Below are 19408 nucleotides of genomic sequence, written 5' to 3' on the forward strand. Positions count from 1 at the left end.
TGCATGATTGTTTAGGGATTATTGGTCCAGGAAGCTCCGCATTTTGCGGCTGCGGCTTGGATGCTTAAGCTTGCGCAACGCCTTAGCTTCAATCTGGCGTATGCGCTCACGCGTCACGCTGAACTGCTGACCGACTTCTTCAAGCGTGTGGTCGGTGTTCATGCCAATACCAAAGCGCATACGCAGGACGCGCTCTTCGCGTGGGGTCAGGGACGCCAGAACGCGTGTCACTGTTTCCTTCAAATTGGCTTGAATTGCGGCATCCACCGGAATGATCGCATTTTTGTCTTCGATGAAATCGCCCAAATGGCTGTCTTCTTCGTCGCCAATCGGTGTTTCAAGGCTGATAGGTTCCTTGGCGATTTTCATCACCTTGCGCACTTTTTCAAGCGGCATGGAAAGGCGTTCAGCCATTTCTTCTGGTGTAGGCTCGCGGCCCTGTTCGTGCAGGAACTGGCGGCTTGTGCGCACCAGTTTGTTGATCGTTTCGATCATGTGCACAGGGATACGGATGGTCCGTGCCTGGTCGGCAATCGAGCGGGTTATTGCCTGACGAATCCACCAAGTTGCGTAAGTGCTGAACTTGTAGCCACGGCGATATTCAAACTTATCGACCGCTTTCATAAGGCCGATATTGCCTTCTTGAATAAGGTCGAGGAACTGCAAACCACGGTTGGTGTATTTTTTGGCAATGGAAATCACGAGGCGCAAATTCGCCTCAACCATTTCCTTTTTCGCGATGCGCGCTTCGCGTTCGCCCTTTTGCACCATGTTCACGATACGACGGAATTCGCCAAGTGACATGCCGGTATTGGCGGCGATGTCGGCTATCTCGCTGCGGATGCGCTCAACGCTTTCAGCTTCGTTTGTTGCGAAAGCAGTCCATTTCTTGTCGATGTTAGCCACTTCGGCGAGCCAATTTTCATCCAGCTCATGACCCATATAGCTGTCGAGGAACGCCTTGCGGGGAACCTTGTGCCGTTCGGCCAAACGCAGCATCTGACCACCAAGGGCGGTCAGGCGGCGATTGAATGAATATAATTGATCGACGAGATATTCGATCTTGTTCGCGTGGAATTGAACGCTTTCAACTTCTGCGGTCAATTCTTCACGCAATTTGTGATATTTGTTTTCCGACGCTGTGGAAAAATCTTCACCGGCGTTCAGCGCGCGCATACGCTCAAGCTGAATGTTTGAGAATTTCTTGAACAGCGACGTGATTTTGGCGAAGCGCTCAAGCGCTGCGGGCTTCAACGCCTCTTCCATTTGCGCGAGGCTGAGGGTGTTATCTTCTTCCTCTTCCTCGACAGGACGCGAGCGCCGCTCCGTCAGATCTTCATCATCGTCGCTAGCCGCTTCAGGTTCGTCGTCGACTTCATCTTCCTCTTTATAGGAAGGGCCAGCTGTCTTCTCGCTGATTTCACCATCGCCTTCTTCTTCGCCATCTTCGGTCAGCGATTCTGGGGCGGGCTCTTTCGAAAGCATGGCATCGAGGTCAAGAATTTCGCGCAACTGCATTTCGCCGTCATTGAGCGCATTGGACCAGTCTATGATAGCGTGGAACGTGATCGGGCTTTCGCACAAGCCCAAAATCATAGTGTCGCGACCCGACTCAATTCGCTTGGCAATAGCGATTTCGCCTTCGCGTGACAGCAATTCCACCGCGCCCATTTCCCGCAAATACATGCGGACTGGGTCATCAGTACGTTCGCCCGTGCCTGTTTTCTTAGTTGTGTTTGTCAGCGAGCGGGGATCATTTTCAGAAATATTGTCGATGGTTTCGACTTCTTCCTCGGCATCGTCCTCGCTGTCGTCGCCAGCTTCGTCATTCTCGACGATTTGCACGCCCATGTCGTTAATCGCCGACATGACATCTTCAATTTGTTCGGATGACATCTGATCCTGCGGTAGGGCCGCATTCAGTTCATCATATGTCAGGAAACCCCGGCGCTTAGCTTTAGCGAGCAGTTTTTTTACAGTCGCATCATTCAGGTCAATCAGCGGTGCATCACCGTTTTCGCCGATATCGTCTTCGTTCTCATTTGCGCGACTTGCCAAAATAATTCCCCGATAAACTTACAAACTATCCGTATCACGCCGAAAAAATTCGATGATACGGTCGTCAAATGCCTTTTTCTCGTGTCGCAACCTTTGCTGTTCAGCAAAAGTCTCTTCAGTCATCTCTGAACTCGCCAACTGCGTAGCGCGTTCCAGAGCTTCTTCCAGCGCTGGGCGCTGCTTCATAAGCCTGATTGCTTCACCCAAATCTTTTGAAGCGCTGGACAATCCATCGCTCCCTGTTCCGAACTCTCCGCGGTTAAAGGCGAAAACCTTACCGTTGCTGTGGAGTAGTCCCGAAGCGACATTATACAACTTCTCGCCCAATATGGTAATTAGCCCCTCGGTATCAAGCGTTTCTTTGCCAAAAGATTCGTTGAGCATTGCATTGAGCAAAGCTGCATGATTCGGGTCCGGCGGAACAAAGTCGCTCAGCGCCTCATAATGTTGGGAAATAAGGGAAGGATGGCGCAGTAACGCTGCCAATACACCCTGGATAAGAAAGTCCGAATCTTTGGCATTGAAGCTTTTTGTTTCTGCGCCCGGCGGTAAAATTTGCGGCTTGCCCCACACGGGCTTGCGTCCGCGCACGAAGGTTGTGGGTGGCGTAAATGACGCGCGTGGTCGCTGCGCGAAGAGATTGTCGAACCGTTCGCGAAAGGCATCGGCATAATGGCGACGAATTTCCCCGTCCGCGATATTTGCCATATGTGCCCCCAGGCGCTGTTTAAGCCCCGCACGGTCCTCTGGTGTGTCTAGTGAGCCAGCAGACATTTCTGCCCTCCATAGCCTTTCTACGAGCGGCTGAGAGGATTCTAAGAGTACTGTAAGCGCCGCGGGGCCAGATGCCTTCACAAGGTCGTCGGGATCTTGTCCTTCCGGTAAGGTCACAAACTGAAGACTATGGCCGGGCTTTAACAATGGAAGGGCGCGTAAAGCTGCACGCATGGCTGCTTTTTGACCTGCAGAGTCACCGTCAAAACACAATAAAGGCTTTTCGGTCATCCGCCACAGCATCTGGATTTGCTGTTCGGTTAATGCTGTTCCTAGGGGCGCCACGGCGTCGGCAAAGCCCGCCTGCGCAAGGGCAATGACGTCCATATAGCCTTCGACGACAATTACGCGGCCTGTCTGGCGCGAAGCTGGCGAACATTTGTCGAGATTGTAGAGCGTGCGGCCCTTGTCGAACAACGGCGTGTCGGGTGAATTCAGATATTTCGGTTCGCCTTCACCTAAAATCCGCCCACCAAAGGCAATCACCCGGCCACGTGGATCGCGGATCGGGATCATTAATCGTCCACGAAAACGGTCATAGGGCGCCTTGCCATCGACCGAGATGAGCAATCCAGCCTCAATTAACATCGGGTCGCCAAATTGCTTTAACGCGGTTTTTAAACCCGTACGGTTGTCGGGCGCTAGGCCGAAGCCAAAGTCGCGGATCGTTTGTTCCGTAAATCCACGTTGCTTCAGATATCCGCGTGCAGCGGAACCCTCAACACCAAGCAATTGTGTAACAAACCAGTCCTGCGCCGCCGTCATGACGTCATATAGGCTATTTGCCTTCTCGGCCCGCTGGGCTGCCTTCGGATCCGGGGCAGGGACTTCCATCCCGGCCTCTGCCGCCAGCTCCTTTATCGCATCCATGAAAGACAGGCCGCGCTGGTCGGTCATCCAACGAATGGCATCACCATGCGCGGAACAGCCAAAACAATGGTAAAAACCTTTTTCGTCGTTGATCGTGAAACTAGGCGATTTTTCGTTATGGAACGGACAGCAGGCCTTAAACTCGCGGCCAGCCTTTGTGACCTTAACGGTGCGGCCAATCAACGCAGAAAGCGTAATCCGCGCGCGTAATTCGTCCAACCATTGCGGGGTAAGTGCCACCTTAACCCAACGCGGCCTTCACCAAAGCACTGGCCTTGCTCATGTCGAGTTGTGGGCCATGACGCTCCTTCAGGACGGCCATGACGCGGCCCATGTCTTTCAAGCTTTCTGCGCCAAGCTCTGCCTTGATGCCTTCGATCGCCGCGCTGGTTTCCGCATCGCTAAGCTGTGCAGGAAGAAAATCCTCAATAATTGCCAGCTCAGCAGCCTCAACTGCCGCAAGCTCGGCACGACCACCTTGCTCATATAAGGCTATCGATTCGCGGCGTTGCTTGATCATTTTCTGCATAACCTCAACCACCATCGCGTCATCATCGGGCTGCTGCGATGCAGTGCGAAGCTCTATGTCGCGGTCTTTGATCTTGGCGAGGATCAGGCGGACGGCGGCTAAGCGATCTTTATCGCCGGCTTTCATTGCGGTGATTTGGGCGGCTTTTATGGTGTCACGAATCATATATGGTTCCGATTTTTGATATTAAATGCCGTTAGACGAACATCCAAATTCCGTCACCCTGAAACAAGTTGAGTGTGACGGTTGAAAACGCATTGTATGAAACATTCCACAGCTTTCTCGATTTCCGCATTGACGCTATGGCTCACCATCTCTAGGCGCGATGCCTTAGCGACATTGCTGTAATCTGTTTATCAGGAGCGACCCCATCATGGCCGACCCCAACTCTTCGCGCGCGCCTTCTGGAGCGACGGGGGTATTGGTTTTGGCGTCCGGGGAAATCATCTGGGGCCAGGGCTTTGGCGCTGAGGGGCAAGCCGTTGGAGAAGTCTGCTTCAACACCGCGATGACGGGTTATCAAGAGGTAATGACTGACCCGTCTTACGCTGGACAAATCATTAACTTCACATTTCCGCATATTGGTAATGTTGGCACGAACGCCGAAGATGTAGAGGCGTTGAACCCGCATGCCTTGGGCGCGATTGTCCGGCAAGATGTGACGGACCCGTCCAATTTTCGGAGCACCCAGCATTTCGATGCATGGATGAAGGCCAATGGCCGCATCGGGATCTCTGGCGTGGACACACGCGCAATGACGCGGCTGATCCGCATTGCGGGCGCGCCAAACGCTGTGATTGCGCATTCCGCCAGTGGCGATTTTGATGTGACCGCTATGTTGGCGCAGGCAAATGCTTGGGCCGGATTAGAAGGCATGGATCTCGCCAAGGATGTAACGACGTTTCAAACTTATGGTTGGGATCAAGGGCTTTGGAAGCTGGGTGCAGGCTATGCAACGCCAGCCAATGGCCGCAAAAAAGTTGTCGCCATTGATTATGGCATCAAACACAACATCCTACGCAACCTTGTTGACGTAGGTTTCGACGTGACCGTGGTGTCGGCCACCGCAACTTTCGAAGAAATCATCTCCCACGCGCCCGATGGATTGTTCTTGTCCAATGGACCCGGCGATCCTGCGGCAACTGGTGTATATGCCGTGCCGGTAATCCAAAAATGGTTGGAAACCAAAAAACCTTTATTCGGCATTTGCTTGGGGCATCAAATGCTTGGCCTCGCGGTCGGCGCGAAGACCGAGAAGATGCATCAGGGCCATCGTGGCGCGAACCATCCGGTCAAGCGCCTCAGCGACGGCGCGGTTGAAATCACGAGTATGAACCACGGCTTTGCTGTGGACGCAGATACCTTGCCCGCCAATGCAAAGGCAACGCATATCAGCCTCTTCGACGGGAGCAATTGCGGTTTCGAACTCGCGGACCAGCCAGCCTTTAGTGTCCAATATCATCCCGAAGCCTCACCCGGCCCGCAGGACAGCCATTATCTGTTCGAAAAATTCGCGGGGATGATGGGATGATCGCTCCGAATGTTCCACAAAAATGGGAATATAAAGCTGTTCATCATGTGGGAGTTTTATCGAATAGCATCTTGGCTACGGCCTGTATTCTCAAGCGACAGGTAGTCTAATGCCCAAACGCACTGACATCAAATCCATCCTCATCATCGGCGCCGGCCCCATCATCATCGGGCAGGCGTGCGAGTTTGATTATTCGGGGACGCAAGCTTGCAAAGCGTTGCGCGAAGAGGGCTATCGCATCATCCTCGTCAATTCCAATCCGGCGACGATTATGACCGATCCGGATATGGCAGATGCGACCTATGTTGAGCCGATTACGCCCGAAATCGTAGCCAAGATCATAGAAAAAGAACGTCCCGACGCGGTGTTGCCGACCATGGGCGGGCAGACCGCGTTGAACGTGGCTTTGGCATTGTTCAACGATGGCACGCTGGCGAAATATGGGGTCGAAATGATCGGCGCGGATGCAGAAGCCATCGACAAGGCCGAGGACCGGATCAAATTCCGCGACGCGATGACCAAAATTGGTCTGGAATCGGCGCGTTCAGGCATCGCCCATTCGATGGATGAGGCTTTGGAGGTGCTTGAGCGCACGGGCCTGCCATCAATCATTCGCCCCAGCTTCACCATGGGCGGCACCGGCGGCGGAATTGCGTATAACCGCGACGAATTTATCAAGATCGTCACCGGCGGACTGGATGCGTCGCCAACCACTGAAGTGTTGATTGAAGAATCTCTGCTCGGTTGGAAAGAATATGAGATGGAGGTTGTCCGCGACCGCGCTGACAACGCCATCATCATCTGCTCCATTGAAAATGTCGACCCGATGGGCGTGCATACCGGCGATTCCATTACCGTTGCTCCCGCATTGACGCTGACCGACAAAGAATATCAGATCATGCGCAATGCGAGCATCGCGTGCTTGCGTGAAATTGGTGTAGAAACAGGTGGTTCGAACGTACAGTTCGCAGTCAATCCGAAGGATGGCCGTCTTATCGTCATTGAAATGAACCCGCGCGTCTCGCGTTCCTCGGCGCTGGCGTCAAAGGCGACGGGTTTTCCTATCGCCAAGGTTGCGGCAAAGCTGGCCGTTGGTTTCACGCTCGATGAAATAACCAACGACATCACTGGCGCAACGCCAGCATCGTTTGAACCAACGATTGATTATGTCGTAACCAAAATCCCGCGCTTCGCCTTTGAAAAGTTCAAAGGGGCCGAACCATTGCTGCATACCGCTATGAAATCGGTAGGCGAAGTGATGGCGATAGGCCGCAATATCCACGAAAGCATGCAGAAGGCGCTTCGTGGCCTTGAGACTGGCTTGTCGGGCTTTAATTATATCGATGCTTTGCGCGGCGCATCTCAGGACGAATTGTCTGCCGAACTAAGTCGTGCAACACCCGACCGCTTACTGGTCGCGGCACAAGCGTTGCGTGAAGGCATGACCGTCGCCGAAATTCACGCAATCGCGAAGTTTGATCCATGGTTCCTCGAACGGCTACAAGAAATCATCGCCGCCGAGAATGACGTTAAGACCAATGGCCTGCCTAATAATGCCGACGCGCTGCGCCGTTTGAAGGCCATGGGCTTCTCAGACAAAAGGCTTGCCTATCTTGCGGTGGAATCGGTCAATATGCGGCCGGGTATGGAAACGGCAGTCCGCCGTGGTTCTGGTATTGCGATGCAGGCTGCCCGCGCAATGGCAGGCGCCGTGACCGAGGACGAAGTGCGCGCGTTGCGCCACAAATTGGACGTCCGTCCGGTGTTCAAGCGCATCGACACCTGTGCTGCGGAATTTGAGGCAAAAACGCCGTATATGTATTCCACGTATGAGGCGCCAAGCTTTGGCGCGCCGGAATGTGAGAGCCAGCCAAGCAATCGCGAGAAAATCCTTATCCTGGGCGGTGGGCCAAACCGTATTGGGCAGGGGATTGAGTTTGATTATTGCTGTGTCCATGCCTGCTTCGCGCTTGCGGATGCTGGCTATGAAACAATCATGGTCAACTGCAACCCCGAAACAGTGTCGACGGACTATGATACGTCCGATCGCTTGTATTTCGAGCCTCTAACTGCCGAGGATGTTCTCGAAATTCTGCATGTCGAACAACAAAATGGCACACTAAAAGGTGTTATCGTTCAGTTCGGCGGGCAAACGCCGCTAAATTTGGCGAAGGCACTTGAGGCGGCAGGCATTCCTATTTTGGGAACGTCACCCGATGCCATTGACTTGGCCGAAGACCGGGAGCGTTTTGCCGCGTTGGTCAATAAATTGAAGCTCAAGCAGCCCGAAAACGGCATCGCGCGCAGTCGCGATGAGGCGATCAAGGTCGCAGAAAATATTGGCTATCCTGTACTGATGCGACCGTCTTACGTGCTGGGTGGTCGCGCGATGGAAATCGTCGATACGCAAGCGCAACTGGAAAATTATATCCAGACGGCAGTTATCGTATCCGGAGATTCGCCCGTTTTGATCGACAGCTATCTGCGCGATGCGATTGAGGTCGATGTTGATGCTTTATGCGATGGCGACGAAGTTGTTGTTGCGGGTATCTTGCAACATATCGAAGAAGCTGGCGTTCATAGTGGCGACTCAGCGTGCACAATTCCGCCATATAGCCTACCTGCCAGTATCATTACGGAAATCCGTCGTCAGACTGAATTACTGGCGATTAACCTGCATGTGCGCGGCTTGATGAACATCCAGTTCGCCGTGAAAGACGGCGAAGTTTACCTGATTGAAGTTAATCCTCGGGCGAGCCGCACCGTGCCCTTCGTTGCGAAAGCCATCGGCGCGCCCATCGCGAAGATCGCCGCGCGCGTTATGGCAGGCGAAATGTTGAAGGACTTGCCGCCCATCAATCTTGATATTGATTATATAGCGGTGAAAGAGGCGGTATTCCCGTTTGATCGCTTCCCTGGTGTTGATCCCGTGCTGTCGCCTGAAATGAAGTCAACGGGTGAAGTTATGGGCATTGATCGTGATTTTGCGACGGCCTTTGCCAAATCGCAAATCGGCGCGCGTATGCCTCCTCCGATGAGCGGGAAGCTATTTGTATCCGTGAAAGACACGGACAAGCCAGTGATTGTTCCGGCGGTCCGTCAAGCTATCGCATGTGGCTTTACCGTCTGTGCAACTGGCGGCACTGCCGACTATTTGCTGGCACAGGGTATAGAGGTCGAACGCGTAAACAAGGTCGCCCAAGGTCGTCCACACATCGTTGACAAGATTAAAGATGGCGAAATTCAGCTTATCTTTAACACGACGGAAGGTTGGCAAAGCTTGAAAGACAGCGAAGAAATTCGCCGTTCAGCGTTGGCTGGCAAGGTTTCGCAATATACGACTGCTGCGGGAAGTGTTGCGGTTGCACAGGCAATTGCCGCGCTGCAACAACGGCAACTTGAAGTTCGGCCACTTCAAGACTATTATTAATAAGAGCAGTATCTTTCCCAGACAACTGAACTGCATATCGGACGGGTGGTATCCGCCTTTACGGTCGGGATATTTTTGTGACGAAGGGTTTTTGCCTGATGGCGAGTTTTGAGAAATATCCGATGTTGGCCGAAGGCTATGAAAAGCTGACGAGTGACCTGAAGCGCCTTCGTGACGAGCGTCCGTTGATTGTGGAAGCAATCGAGGAAGCGCGTGCGCATGGCGATTTATCGGAAAATGCCGAATATCACGCTGCAAAAGAACGCCAGGGGCAGGTTGAGGCCGCGATTTCGGAAATCGAGGACAAGATTGGCCGTGCACAGATTATTGACCCTTCGACGCTGTCGGGCGATAAAATCGTCTTTGGTGCGACTGTCACATTGCTAGATGAAAATGATAAGCCCGTGCGTTATCAGCTTGTTGGTGAAACCGAAGCGGACGCAAAAGCTGGTCGCATTTCGTATAATTCGCCATTGGGTCGCGCCCTGATTGGTCGCGTCGTTGAGGATGAAGTCGAATTAACGGTGCCATCCGGCGACAAATATTATCTTGTATCGAAAATCGAGTTTATCTGATCATGCGCTTCGGTGGGAAGCGCCTAACGACCTGACATGCAGTTTCCGCGTGGCCCTGTTACCAATGCATTGGTTGCCATCAATTTGGCGATTGCTGCAATATTGTTGGTTCCATCTTGGTGGCAATATGCGGTGATATCGGGCGGACTATTCCCCATCCGCCTCATCAGCTCTAGTGCTGCATTTGCCGATATTGGTTTCCTTGTGCCTGCGTTTTTAACGCCCCTTTCGGCGGCATTCCTGCATGGCGGTGTCGCGCATGTGGTGATGAACATGCTGATGCTTTTGCTTATTGGTAAGATGGTGGAGCGTGTATTGGGTAGTAGGCTCTATCTCGCCCTCTACATCGGATCGGCATATATTGCAGCAGCTATGGAGTGCCTCGCGTCAGTCATGGCTTGGCCTATGTCCGTGGACATGATGGCGCCAGCTATTGGCGCAAGCGGGGCGATTTCTGGTGTTATTGGCACTTATGTGCTGCTTTTTCCGAACAAAAAACCGAAAGCTTGGGGAGCAATTCCTGCAGAATATGCCAGGCCATTGCAGCTAACCATTGCTTGGGTAGGGTTAAATCTCGCGCTTGGTTTTGTTGGGCCTGGTTTGGGAATATCTATCGCAATATGGTCACATATTGGCGGGTTTGTTGCCGGATTATTCTTAGCGAGGCCATTATTGTTGTGGCGGTATCGGCACGCCTAATCGACGTTGCGTGCCGTTATCAGCTTTCCGGTTGTAAAAGCTTGTGCAAATGCACCACAACATATTTCATTTCGGCATCATCCACCGTACGCTGGGCCGCCCCGCGCCATGCTTCCTCAGCACTTGCATAATCGGGAAACATCCCGACGATGTCTAAATTTTCGAGATCAGTAAATTTTAACGTTTGCGGGTTGTCAACGCGTCCACCAAAAACGAGATGTAATTTCGTATCGCTCAAACGACTATCCTTAATTCTTTTCTTTAGCTGCTTCTGTAGCGGCCTGACCGGCAGCCTTTACAGCGAGAGCAGCCTTGCTGACAAGCTCTCTGAACTGCGCACGCAATGTGTCTCCATTTAGCCCAAGCGTATCGACTTGGCTCATACCGGCAACCTTTGCCGCTTCTGCTATCTTGCGGGCTTTTTTGTTCAATTTCTTGCCTGCTTTACCCAAGACTTTTGTCTCACGTTCGGTCCCTGGTAAAAGTGCACCGACGATCGCACCGATAGCAATTCCGCCCATTATGATTGCTAGTGGGTTTTTATCCACTCCTTCTTTCGTTTTTGCTTTTGCTTGGCGTGCAATTGCCTTCGATTGATCTATTCCGATAACGGCAGCATCTTGACCTCTTTTAACTGCTACCGAAGCTTTTTTACGTGCCGCAGCGCTTGCCTGTGAGGTTTTTGTTTTCGCGCTATCAGCTGCAGATGTGATGGTGTCGCCAATCTTGCTCATATATCGTTCCTATATTATTTGCTGGGGGGCGTTTTGGTTTTACTGTTTCGCAGCTTTGAAATCCAACGCGAAATCGGTCCGCGAGCCGCAATCAATATGGCGCTTACTCCAATGGCGCCAATGATTGGGGCATTTTTTTTTGCAATTTGAACTGTCTCGTCTGCGAACTGCTTGGCTTGGGTAGATTGGCGTTTGACAAACCGTCGAAGTTGATTGTGTGGATGAAGAATATTGCGCGTGACTGCCAAGCTGTCCTTGAACTTACGCCGCAAATACCGCCGCTCAGCGTCGGACAGGATCACGCTTTCTCTGTCGGTGACAACAGGCTCTTCAGGCAACATCGTCGACATTTTTTGGCATTTCCGGGAAGTAAACTTTCCGCATCCATCTTCGGGCCATTGCGGCGAAAACGATGCCGATCATCGCAAAGCTTATGGTGACAAGCAAAGTTGCCGCCAATGGACCAATTAACGGAGAAAGAGTAAGAACCAGTCCTAGCACCAGCGCAATGGATGCCCCGCTAAATGCGAAAGCCGCGATAGCTCCATAGCGGAATGACCAGCGAAATACGTGGCGCGTGTAAGCTAATCGCGACCGGTGATAGTGCATCTCTGCCTTCACCATCGCACGCAGATCCTCCATCACCAACGCAATCTGTTCGCTCGCGCTTGGTTCAATCGTTGGCGTTAGGTCTTCTAACGCTTCCAGCTGTGGCTCTTCAATCTTCATCATGCCTGCTTATCGGCCATTGGCGGCAATTTGCAATGCCGCCTGTGTTGGTATTCAAGCGTCTTTGCCACCCGAACGGACGAGCCTTGCTAAAACAAAGCCGATTGCAGCGGCGGCACCAATAGCGACGGCAGGGCTTTTGCGGATAAATTGCCGTGCATCTTCTGCCAACGCATCGACATCCTTGGCGTCCATCTTGCCAGCAAAGCCTTCAACCATGTCGGCTGCGCTGCGTGCATAGTCGCCATATTGCTTACCTACATTCTCGTCGATGGTACCAGCGCTATCACGGATAAGCTTGCCGATGCTGCCAACTGCCTCAGTGGCGCGATCTTTACCTTTGGTTGCTGCCGCGCGGACACTTTCGGTGGCTTGGGCTTTAAAGTCATTCATGTCGGATTTGACTTTCGATTTGACATTATCATTCTTGCCTTTGGCTGGCTGTACCTTGGCGACTGCCTTTGGTGCAGGGGATTTCGCTTTGGAAGGCTTGGCGACAGCCTTTGGTGCTGCTGATTTAGATGCTGCTTTCTTAGCGACTGCGGGCTTTTCGGTCTCGGCCATAAGAATGACTCCTTTTGAACAACTGGGGCAAAATAAATGGACTTGCTAAGGATGGATATTTGTATTGCGGGTGCCTTAGTCAACTATAGCACCGCAAATTTAGTTTTAAAATCGATATGTCGGTGCATCGTTGCCAAATCCCGATCACGAGGATAGATGCGCTGACATAACTCCTCACACGTACAAACGGACCCTAGTTATGACCGCTATCCTCGATATTCATGCACGCCAGATCCTCGACAGCCGCGGAAACCCAACGGTTGAAGTGGATGTTGTGTTGGAGGACGGCAGCTTCGGTCGTGCAGCGGTCCCATCGGGAGCGTCTACGGGCGCGTATGAAGCTGTCGAAAAACGTGACGGCGATATGTCCAAATATATGGGGAAGGGCGTGCTTCAGGCGATTGAGGCTGTTAACGGCTCCATTTTTGAGGCGCTGGTTGAACTGGACGCTGAGGATCAAGAAAATATCGACGCGGTCATGATTGACCTCGATGGCACCGATAATAAATCGAACTTGGGCGCGAATGCGATATTGGGTGTCAGCCTTGCGGTAGCAAAAGCTGCTGCCGACGCACGTGGATTGCCGCTGTATCGCTATGTAGGCGGTGTAAATGCCCATGTTCTACCAGTGCCGATGATGAATATCATTAACGGCGGTGAACATGCCGACAACCCGATTGATTTTCAGGAATTCATGGTCATGCCGGTCGGCGCTGGCTCCATTGCGGAAGCTGTTCGCTGGGGTTCCGAAATATTCCATACGCTGAAGAAGGGTCTGCACGAGAAGGGACTAGCAACCTCGGTAGGCGACGAAGGTGGTTTTGCCCCTAATTTGGCATCAACTCGTGATGCGCTGGATTTCATCATGGCATCGATTGAAAAGGCTGGGTTCAAGGCAGGCGAAGATGTGGTTTTAGCCCTGGATTGCGCCGCAACCGAGTTTTTCCGTCACGGTAAATATGAAATATCAGGTGAGGGGCTTTCGCTGACGCCGCACCAAATGGCCGATTATCTTGCAGCGCTTTGTAAGGACTATCCAATCCTATCGATTGAGGACGGCATGAGCGAAGATGATTTTGAGGGTTGGAAAGCAATCACCGACAAAATCGGCCAAGAGGTGCAATTGGTGGGTGATGATTTGTTCGTCACTAATCCGGAGCGCCTGTCGATGGGTATCGGCAAGGGGCTTGCAAATTCCTTGCTCGTTAAAGTCAATCAGATCGGTACTTTGACCGAAACATTGGCGGCCGTTTCTATGGCACATCGTGCGTCCTACACAGCCGTTATGTCGCATCGTTCGGGGGAGACAGAGGACGCGACGATTGCCGATCTAGCCGTAGCAACCAATTGCGGTCAGATTAAAACGGGAAGCCTAGCGCGTTCTGACCGGTTGGCAAAATATAACCAGCTGATCCGCATCGAAGAAGAGCTTGGTGCATCGGCGATCTATGCTGGTCGGGATATTTTCCGCTGACCCTGATTTCCTTGCCAACTCGTGTAAAATATGATTCAGTCTGATCATGGTTCGAGGGAATAAAAAACCGGAATATATGAAATCGGTTGTCGGACCTGCTCTGGGGCTTCTGGCGTTGCTCGGAATTGCATCATACGCTTTGTTGGGCCCGACGGGTATCATCGCGTGGACCGACTATCGCGCGGCATTAAGCGAGCGCAAAATTGAGCTGGCAAAGTTACAGAAAGAACGGGACGCTTTGCGTAATCGACAACTCCTGTTGGACCGAGACAATGTAGACCCGGATCTTGCAGGTGAGCTCATGCGCAAAGAATTGAACGTTGTCGCCCCTGATGAAGTTGTCGTTCCGTTAAAGTAAGTCACTGGCCGCCAAATGAATAGCTATGCAGTGCTTTTCGACACGGAAAAGCGCTTTTCAGCTTTGCCGAATTTGGCTAGGCGCCATTCCAAGCGCAAATAAAAATTCCAACAAAGGAAATGATTTTGGCCACCACCCCAGCGAAAAAATCTGCTTCCAAGAAGGCAAGCGTCAGCGAAGACGCCGCACGCGCCAATCGGGAGCGTCCAACCGAACCGGTGCCGTATAAAGCGACCAAGGAAGAGCTTTTAAAGTTCTACCGAGATATGCTGTTGATCCGACGGTTTGAGGAGAAGGCGGGGCAGCTGTACGGTCTGGGTCTGATAGGTGGCTTTTGCCATTTGTATATCGGACAAGAAGCCGTTGCGATTGGACTTCAATCTGCTCTTACACCGGGTAAGGATAGTGTTATTACTGGGTATCGCGACCATGGCCATATGCTGGCTTATGGTATCGACCCAAATGTCATTATGGCCGAACTGACTGGCCGCGCCGCTGGAATATCAAAAGGCAAGGGCGGTTCGATGCACATGTTTTCGACCGAGCATAAATTTTACGGCGGACATGGTATTGTTGGAGCGCAAGTATCGCTCGGCGCTGGGCTTGCGTTTGGACATAAATATACCAATGATGGTGGCGTGTGCCTCGCTTATTTTGGCGACGGGGCATCTAATCAGGGGCAGGTGTATGAAAGCTTCAACATGGCGGAGCTTTGGAAACTGCCCATTATCTTCGTGATTGAAAATAACCAATATGCCATGGGCACTAGCGTTAACCGAGCCTCTTCCGAAGACCAGCTTTACCGCCGTGGTGAGAGCTTTCGCATTCCTGGGATTCAGGTCGATGGCATGGATGTGCTCGCTGTACGCGGTGCGGCAGAAGTCGCACTGGACTGGGTACGCAGCGGTAAGGGACCTGTATTGTTGGAAATGAAAACCTACCGTTATCGGGGGCATTCCATGTCCGACCCTGCCAAGTACCGCAGCCGTGACGAGGTCCAGTCGGTCCGCGACAACAGCGACCCTATTGAAGGTTGCAAGGCCTATCTCGCCGAAATGGGCGTAACCGAAGACGCGCTGAAGGTGATTGAAAAAGAGATACGGAAAATTGTGAATGAGTCGGCCGACTTTGCGGAAACATCCCCTGAGCCCGATCTTACCGAACTCTATACTGACGTGCTGGTGGAGCAATATTGATGGCAATCGAACTTAAGATGCCGGCGCTTTCGCCAACGATGGAAGAAGGCACCTTGGCCAAATGGCTGGTTAAAGAAGGCGATCACGTCAAATCTGGCGATATTCTTGCCGAAATAGAAACCGACAAGGCGACGATGGAATTCGAAGCCGTCGATGAAGGTGTGATTTCGTCGATTACCGTTGCCGAAGGGACCGATGGGGTCAAAGTCGGCACAGTGATTGCCGTAATAGCCAATGATGGGGAGGATGCTGTGCCTACGCCCTCGCTCAAACCAGTGGCACCGCGCCCGGTCGAGACAAAGGCACAGACTGCATCTTCTGTGAGCGTACCGGAGGCTAAGCCTAATCCGTCCATCTCTGTCGCCGCAAACGGCGCGTTGCAAACCCTTACCTTGCGTGAAGCTTTGCGCGATGCAATGGCCGAGGAAATGCGCCGTGATGACCGTGTGTTTGTTATGGGTGAGGAAGTCGCCGAATATCAAGGGGCCTATAAGGTCACGCAAGGCTTGCTCGAAGAATTCGGCGCGCGTCGGGTTATCGATACGCCAATTACGGAATATGGATTTGCTGGCGTTGGCACCGGGGCCGCAATGGGCGGCTTACGACCCATCATCGAATTCATGACCTTTAACTTTGCCATGCAAGCGATTGATCACATCATAAATTCGGCCGCCAAGACGAATTATATGTCGGGCGGTCAGATGCGGTGTCCCATCGTGTTCCGTGGCCCCAATGGTGCCGCGGCGCGCGTTGGCGCGCAGCACAGCCAGAATTATGCGCCATGGTATGCTAGCGTGCCCGGCCTCATCGTAATCGCGCCTTATGACGCTGCCGATGCCAAAGGTCTTTTGAAAGCAGCCATCCGTTGCGAGGACCCTGTCGTATTCCTCGAAAACGAGTTATTGTATGGCCGCAGCTATGACGTTCCCGTGGACGACGATTATGTTCTGCCTATCGGTAAGGCGCGCATCATGCGCGAGGGAACCGACGTAACCATTGTCAGCTACTCTATCGGCGTTGGTTTATCGCTGGAAGCCGCGGACAGATTGGCCGAAGAGGGCATTAGCGCCGAGGTCATCGATCTGCGCACCATTCGTCCGCTTGATAAGGCGACGGTTTTGGCAAGCCTTGCCAAAACCAATCATTTGGTTGTTGCAGAAGAGGGCTGGCCAACATGCTCGGTCGGTAGCGAAATTCTGGCGATATGCATGGAAGAAGGTTTCGACGATTTGGACGCACCGGTTTTGCGCATCACAAACGAAGACGTTCCTATGCCTTATGCGGCGAATCTGGAGAAGGCGATGCTGGTGAACGCAGACAAGATTGTGGCCGGCGTTCGCAGAACACTCGGGCTCTAATCCTGCTGTGACCAGATTGTCGCGGCTTTGGGGCTTGCATGCTGATTGTCGCATAGCGGTATCAGAAGCTGGCATATGACGATGAACGCTGTTTTGGATTTGGATCCGCCCACTCGCTTGGCAATTGCCTATGCGCGGTCAGACATTCGGTCTGCATTTGCGCTGCTTCTGCAAATTGACAACCGCTTCGCCGATATATTGCGTAATTCGCGCGAGCCGATGATCGCGCAAATCAAAATGGCGTGGTGGCGCGAAGCATTTGCAAGTGCAGCTGAGACGCGACCGAAAGGGGAGCCATTGCTGCAAGCGCTCAACGAAACGGGGGGCCGTATCCCGTTAAGCGCGTTGGAGGCACTGGCTTCAGCTTGGGAGCATCTCTTGGGTCATGAGCAGTTTAGCCAAGAGGCCATCGACACTCATTCTGAATTACGCGCTGAGGCGATTTTTAAGACCTATGCGACTTGGATGGGCAGCATGGATGATATGCATCCCATTGGACGGAGCTGGGCGTTTGAAACGCTGCGTATGGGCTTTCCCGAACGCTTTGCAGACTGCACTATGCCATCTGCGCCGCTGCCCAAAGCGCGGGCCTTGCGTCCATTGTCTATTTTGACAATGTCGGTACGGACGGGATCAGGTCTGCGATTAATTTTACATGCGTTAACAGGTGTCTAAGTATAAGAACGGCATGCGAGGTATCCATAAGGGGCGATTGCAATGCAGCGTATCTTAATTGGTGGTGTTGCTGCCTTACTCATGGCGGGCGGGGGATTATTGGTCTGGCAAAGCATGGCCTATCAACCGCAGCTGATTCCTGCGCCGCCACCGCCTGAAGTCATTTCCGACAAGCTGCCGGAAGCAGGGACCGATGCGCCAGCCTTTGGTCCCGCGCCACCTACCCCGCCAGAGGCACCCAAAGCCAGTCGCGAGGAAATGCGGTTCAACCGTTATGACCGCAACAAGGATGAGCTTATTTCTCGCCTTGAAATGATGGGCAGCCGCACCAAGGCGTTCAAGGCGCTGGACAGAGATGGGAATAATTTGCTGACGTTTGAGGAATGGGCCGCCGCCACGGGGCAGCGCTTTGCGAGTGCTGATGGTAACAAAGATCAGCTTTTAACACGCAAGGAATTTGCAAAAACCCGTCCTAAAATAACGGCAAAGCCTGGGTGCCGTTGCTAGAGCCTGTTCCTAGGCTGCGATGGCTTGGGCGGCGATCCAGCTGCTTAAATCTGTCCGCGCCCTGCCTGTCATCGCGGCCTTGCGCGATTTCTTGTGCACTTTCTCGTCCAACGGAGCGAACAGGCCAAAATTAATGTTCATTGGCTGATAATCGTCGGCCAGCGCGTCGCCCGTGATATGGCCAAGCAATGCACCAAGTGCGGTGGTCGATGGTGGTGCTGTAATTGAGCGTCCGGCCAACTCCGCGGCCGTCATAATGCCAGCCATCAAACCGACCGCACTGCTCTCCACATAGCCTTCGCAGCCGGTGATCTGTCCTGCAAAGCGGATATGCGGCGCAGATTTCAACCGTAGCTGACGATCCAATAATATGGGCGAGCGGATGAAGGTGTTACGGTGCAAGCCACCAAGCCGCGCAAATTCAGCTTTTTCGAGGCCCGGAATAGTGCGGAGTAGTTCGACCTGTGCGCCGTGCTTCATCTTTGTTTGAAAGCCGACCATGTTCCACAAAGTGCCTTGCTTATTATCCTGCCGCAATTGCACAACGGCATGTGCCCAACGGCCTGTTCTGGGGTTGTCGAGGCCAACTGGCTTCATAGGGCCAAAGCGCAGCGTGTCTAATCCACGCGATGCCATGACCTCAATCGGCATGCAGCCTTCGAAATAGGGCGTGTTGGTTTCCCATTCCTTGAACTCCGCTTTATCTGAGTCCAGCAAACCTTGATGAAAGGCACGATATTGCGCCTCATCCATCGGGCAGTTGATATAATCCTTGCCATCGCCCTTGTCCCAGCGTGAGGCATACCATGCAATGTCCATGTCAATGCTGTCATGATAGACAATGGGTGCAATTGCATCGAAGAAAGCGAGGCGGTCCTCACCGGTCTTGGCCATGATGCTTTCGGCGAGATTTGTCGCCGTCAGCGGGCCAGTGGCGACAATCACGGGGCGGTCGGATGGAATGACGTCCACGCGTTCGCGCACGATTTCAATGTTGCTGTTGTTCTCAAGCTGTTTTGTGACTGTTTCAGAAAACACATCGCGATCGACGGCCAGGGCGGAGCCCGCTGGTACTTTGGCGACTTCAGCTGCCTGCATAATCAGCGAACCCAAATCACGCATTTCCTGATGCAACAGGCCAACGGCATTATTTTCGGCGTCATCTGACCGGAAACTGTTGGAACATACCAGTTCAGCCAAGCCATCTGTTTGATGGGCGGGCGTCATGTCCCCTGAGCCACGCATTTCCGATAGCCGCACACGGATACCGCGTTGCGCCAATTGCCACGCGGCTTCGCATCCCGCGAGGCCGCCACCGATAATCTGCACATCATAATTTTTGGTCAT

General features: G+C 52.8%; 19 protein-coding genes. 10 read left to right on the forward strand and 9 right to left on the reverse strand.

The genetic code is table 11. From position 1 onward, the window contains the following. Positions 1–18: 18 nt before the first annotated feature. The 3 genes from rpoD to D7D48_RS04315 are packed head-to-tail and all read right to left on the reverse strand — an operon-like array spanning position 19 to position 4396. Positions 19–2058: an RNA polymerase sigma factor RpoD gene (gene rpoD, locus D7D48_RS04305; protein ID WP_125230116.1), complete on the reverse strand. Its 2040-nt coding sequence runs from the start codon at positions 2056–2058 to the stop codon at positions 19–21. 18 nt (positions 2059–2076) lie between these two features. Beyond that, on the reverse strand, positions 2077–3942 hold the full coding sequence (gene dnaG, locus D7D48_RS04310; protein WP_125230117.1) for a DNA primase: 1866 nt from the start codon (positions 3940–3942) through the stop codon (positions 2077–2079). Position 3943: 1 nt separating this feature from the next. After that, on the reverse strand, positions 3944–4396 hold the full coding sequence (locus D7D48_RS04315; protein WP_125230118.1) for a GatB/YqeY domain-containing protein: 453 nt from the start codon (positions 4394–4396) through the stop codon (positions 3944–3946). Positions 4397–4604: 208 nt separating this feature from the next. Here D7D48_RS04315 and carA point away from each other — a divergent pair, with 208 nt between their 5' ends. The 4 genes from carA (at position 4605) to D7D48_RS04335 (ending at position 10466) form a co-directional block, all read left to right on the forward strand. Then, positions 4605–5762 (forward strand): glutamine-hydrolyzing carbamoyl-phosphate synthase small subunit, encoded by a 1158-nt coding sequence (gene carA, locus D7D48_RS04320; RefSeq protein ID WP_125230119.1) that lies wholly within the window; start codon positions 4605–4607, stop codon positions 5760–5762. Between the two features lie 109 nt (positions 5763–5871). Beyond that, a complete protein-coding gene (carB, locus tag D7D48_RS04325; RefSeq protein WP_125230120.1) occupies positions 5872–9192 on the forward strand; it encodes a carbamoyl-phosphate synthase large subunit in 3321 nt (1106 codons plus the stop codon). Positions 9193–9290: 98 nt separating this feature from the next. Beyond that, on the forward strand, positions 9291–9767 hold the full coding sequence (gene greA, locus D7D48_RS04330) for a transcription elongation factor GreA (RefSeq protein WP_125230121.1): 477 nt from the start codon (positions 9291–9293) through the stop codon (positions 9765–9767). Positions 9768–9803: 36 nt separating this feature from the next. Further along, complete coding sequence (locus D7D48_RS04335; RefSeq protein WP_125230122.1) at positions 9804–10466, forward strand: rhomboid family intramembrane serine protease; 663 nt, start codon at positions 9804–9806, stop codon at positions 10464–10466. 19 nt (positions 10467–10485) lie between these two features. Here D7D48_RS04335 and D7D48_RS04340 read toward each other — a convergent pair whose 3' ends face one another. Genes D7D48_RS04340 through D7D48_RS04360 form a run of 5 tightly spaced genes read right to left on the reverse strand, consistent with a single transcriptional unit; the run spans position 10486 to position 12493 of the window. Continuing rightward, positions 10486–10704: a DUF4170 domain-containing protein gene (locus D7D48_RS04340; RefSeq protein ID WP_125230123.1), complete on the reverse strand. Its 219-nt coding sequence runs from the start codon at positions 10702–10704 to the stop codon at positions 10486–10488. Between the two features lie 10 nt (positions 10705–10714). Next, positions 10715–11200 carry a hypothetical protein gene (locus D7D48_RS04345; RefSeq protein WP_125230124.1) on the reverse strand — a complete coding sequence of 162 codons (486 nt, stop codon included), beginning with the start codon at positions 11198–11200 and terminating at the stop codon, positions 10715–10717. 14 nt (positions 11201–11214) lie between these two features. Further along, a complete protein-coding gene (locus D7D48_RS10500) occupies positions 11215–11541 on the reverse strand; it encodes a hypothetical protein (protein ID WP_185739776.1) in 327 nt (108 codons plus the stop codon). Continuing rightward, a complete protein-coding gene (locus tag D7D48_RS04355) occupies positions 11531–11932 on the reverse strand; it encodes a phage holin family protein (protein WP_125230125.1) in 402 nt (133 codons plus the stop codon). Before D7D48_RS04355 ends, D7D48_RS10500 begins: the two co-directional genes overlap by 11 nt. A gap of 51 nt (positions 11933–11983) precedes the next feature. After that, positions 11984–12493 carry a hypothetical protein gene (locus D7D48_RS04360; protein ID WP_125230126.1) on the reverse strand — a complete coding sequence of 170 codons (510 nt, stop codon included), beginning with the start codon at positions 12491–12493 and terminating at the stop codon, positions 11984–11986. A gap of 199 nt (positions 12494–12692) precedes the next feature. On the opposite strand from D7D48_RS04360, the gene eno reads away from it, so the two are divergent. The 6 genes from eno (at position 12693) to D7D48_RS04390 (ending at position 18061) form a co-directional block, all read left to right on the forward strand. Next, positions 12693–13967: a phosphopyruvate hydratase gene (gene eno / locus D7D48_RS04365; protein ID WP_125230127.1), complete on the forward strand. Its 1275-nt coding sequence runs from the start codon at positions 12693–12695 to the stop codon at positions 13965–13967. Positions 13968–14043: 76 nt separating this feature from the next. Beyond that, positions 14044–14325, forward strand: a complete 282-nt coding sequence (locus tag D7D48_RS04370) for an FtsB family cell division protein (protein WP_245964330.1) — start codon at positions 14044–14046, stop codon at positions 14323–14325. Between the two features lie 119 nt (positions 14326–14444). Next, on the forward strand, positions 14445–15521 hold the full coding sequence (gene pdhA / locus D7D48_RS04375) for a pyruvate dehydrogenase (acetyl-transferring) E1 component subunit alpha (RefSeq protein WP_125230129.1): 1077 nt from the start codon (positions 14445–14447) through the stop codon (positions 15519–15521). Continuing rightward, positions 15521–16879, forward strand: coding sequence for a pyruvate dehydrogenase complex E1 component subunit beta (locus tag D7D48_RS04380; RefSeq protein ID WP_125230130.1), 1359 nt, complete (start codon positions 15521–15523; stop codon positions 16877–16879). Before pdhA ends, D7D48_RS04380 begins: the two co-directional genes overlap by 1 nt. 81 nt (positions 16880–16960) lie before the next feature. Further along, entirely contained in the window at positions 16961–17554 is a 594-nt protein-coding gene (locus D7D48_RS04385; RefSeq protein WP_125230131.1) for a squalene/phytoene synthase family protein, read from the forward strand. 42 nt (positions 17555–17596) lie between these two features. Next, positions 17597–18061 (forward strand): EF-hand domain-containing protein, encoded by a 465-nt coding sequence (locus tag D7D48_RS04390; RefSeq protein ID WP_125230132.1) that lies wholly within the window; start codon positions 17597–17599, stop codon positions 18059–18061. Positions 18062–18070: 9 nt separating this feature from the next. Here D7D48_RS04390 and trmFO read toward each other — a convergent pair whose 3' ends face one another. Next, a complete protein-coding gene (gene trmFO / locus D7D48_RS04395) occupies positions 18071–19408 on the reverse strand; it encodes a methylenetetrahydrofolate--tRNA-(uracil(54)-C(5))-methyltransferase (FADH(2)-oxidizing) TrmFO (protein WP_125230133.1) in 1338 nt (445 codons plus the stop codon).

This window comes from Sphingorhabdus wooponensis (genome assembly GCF_003933235.1).
GTDB classification, from domain to species: domain Bacteria; phylum Pseudomonadota; class Alphaproteobacteria; order Sphingomonadales; family Sphingomonadaceae; genus Sphingorhabdus_B; species Sphingorhabdus_B wooponensis.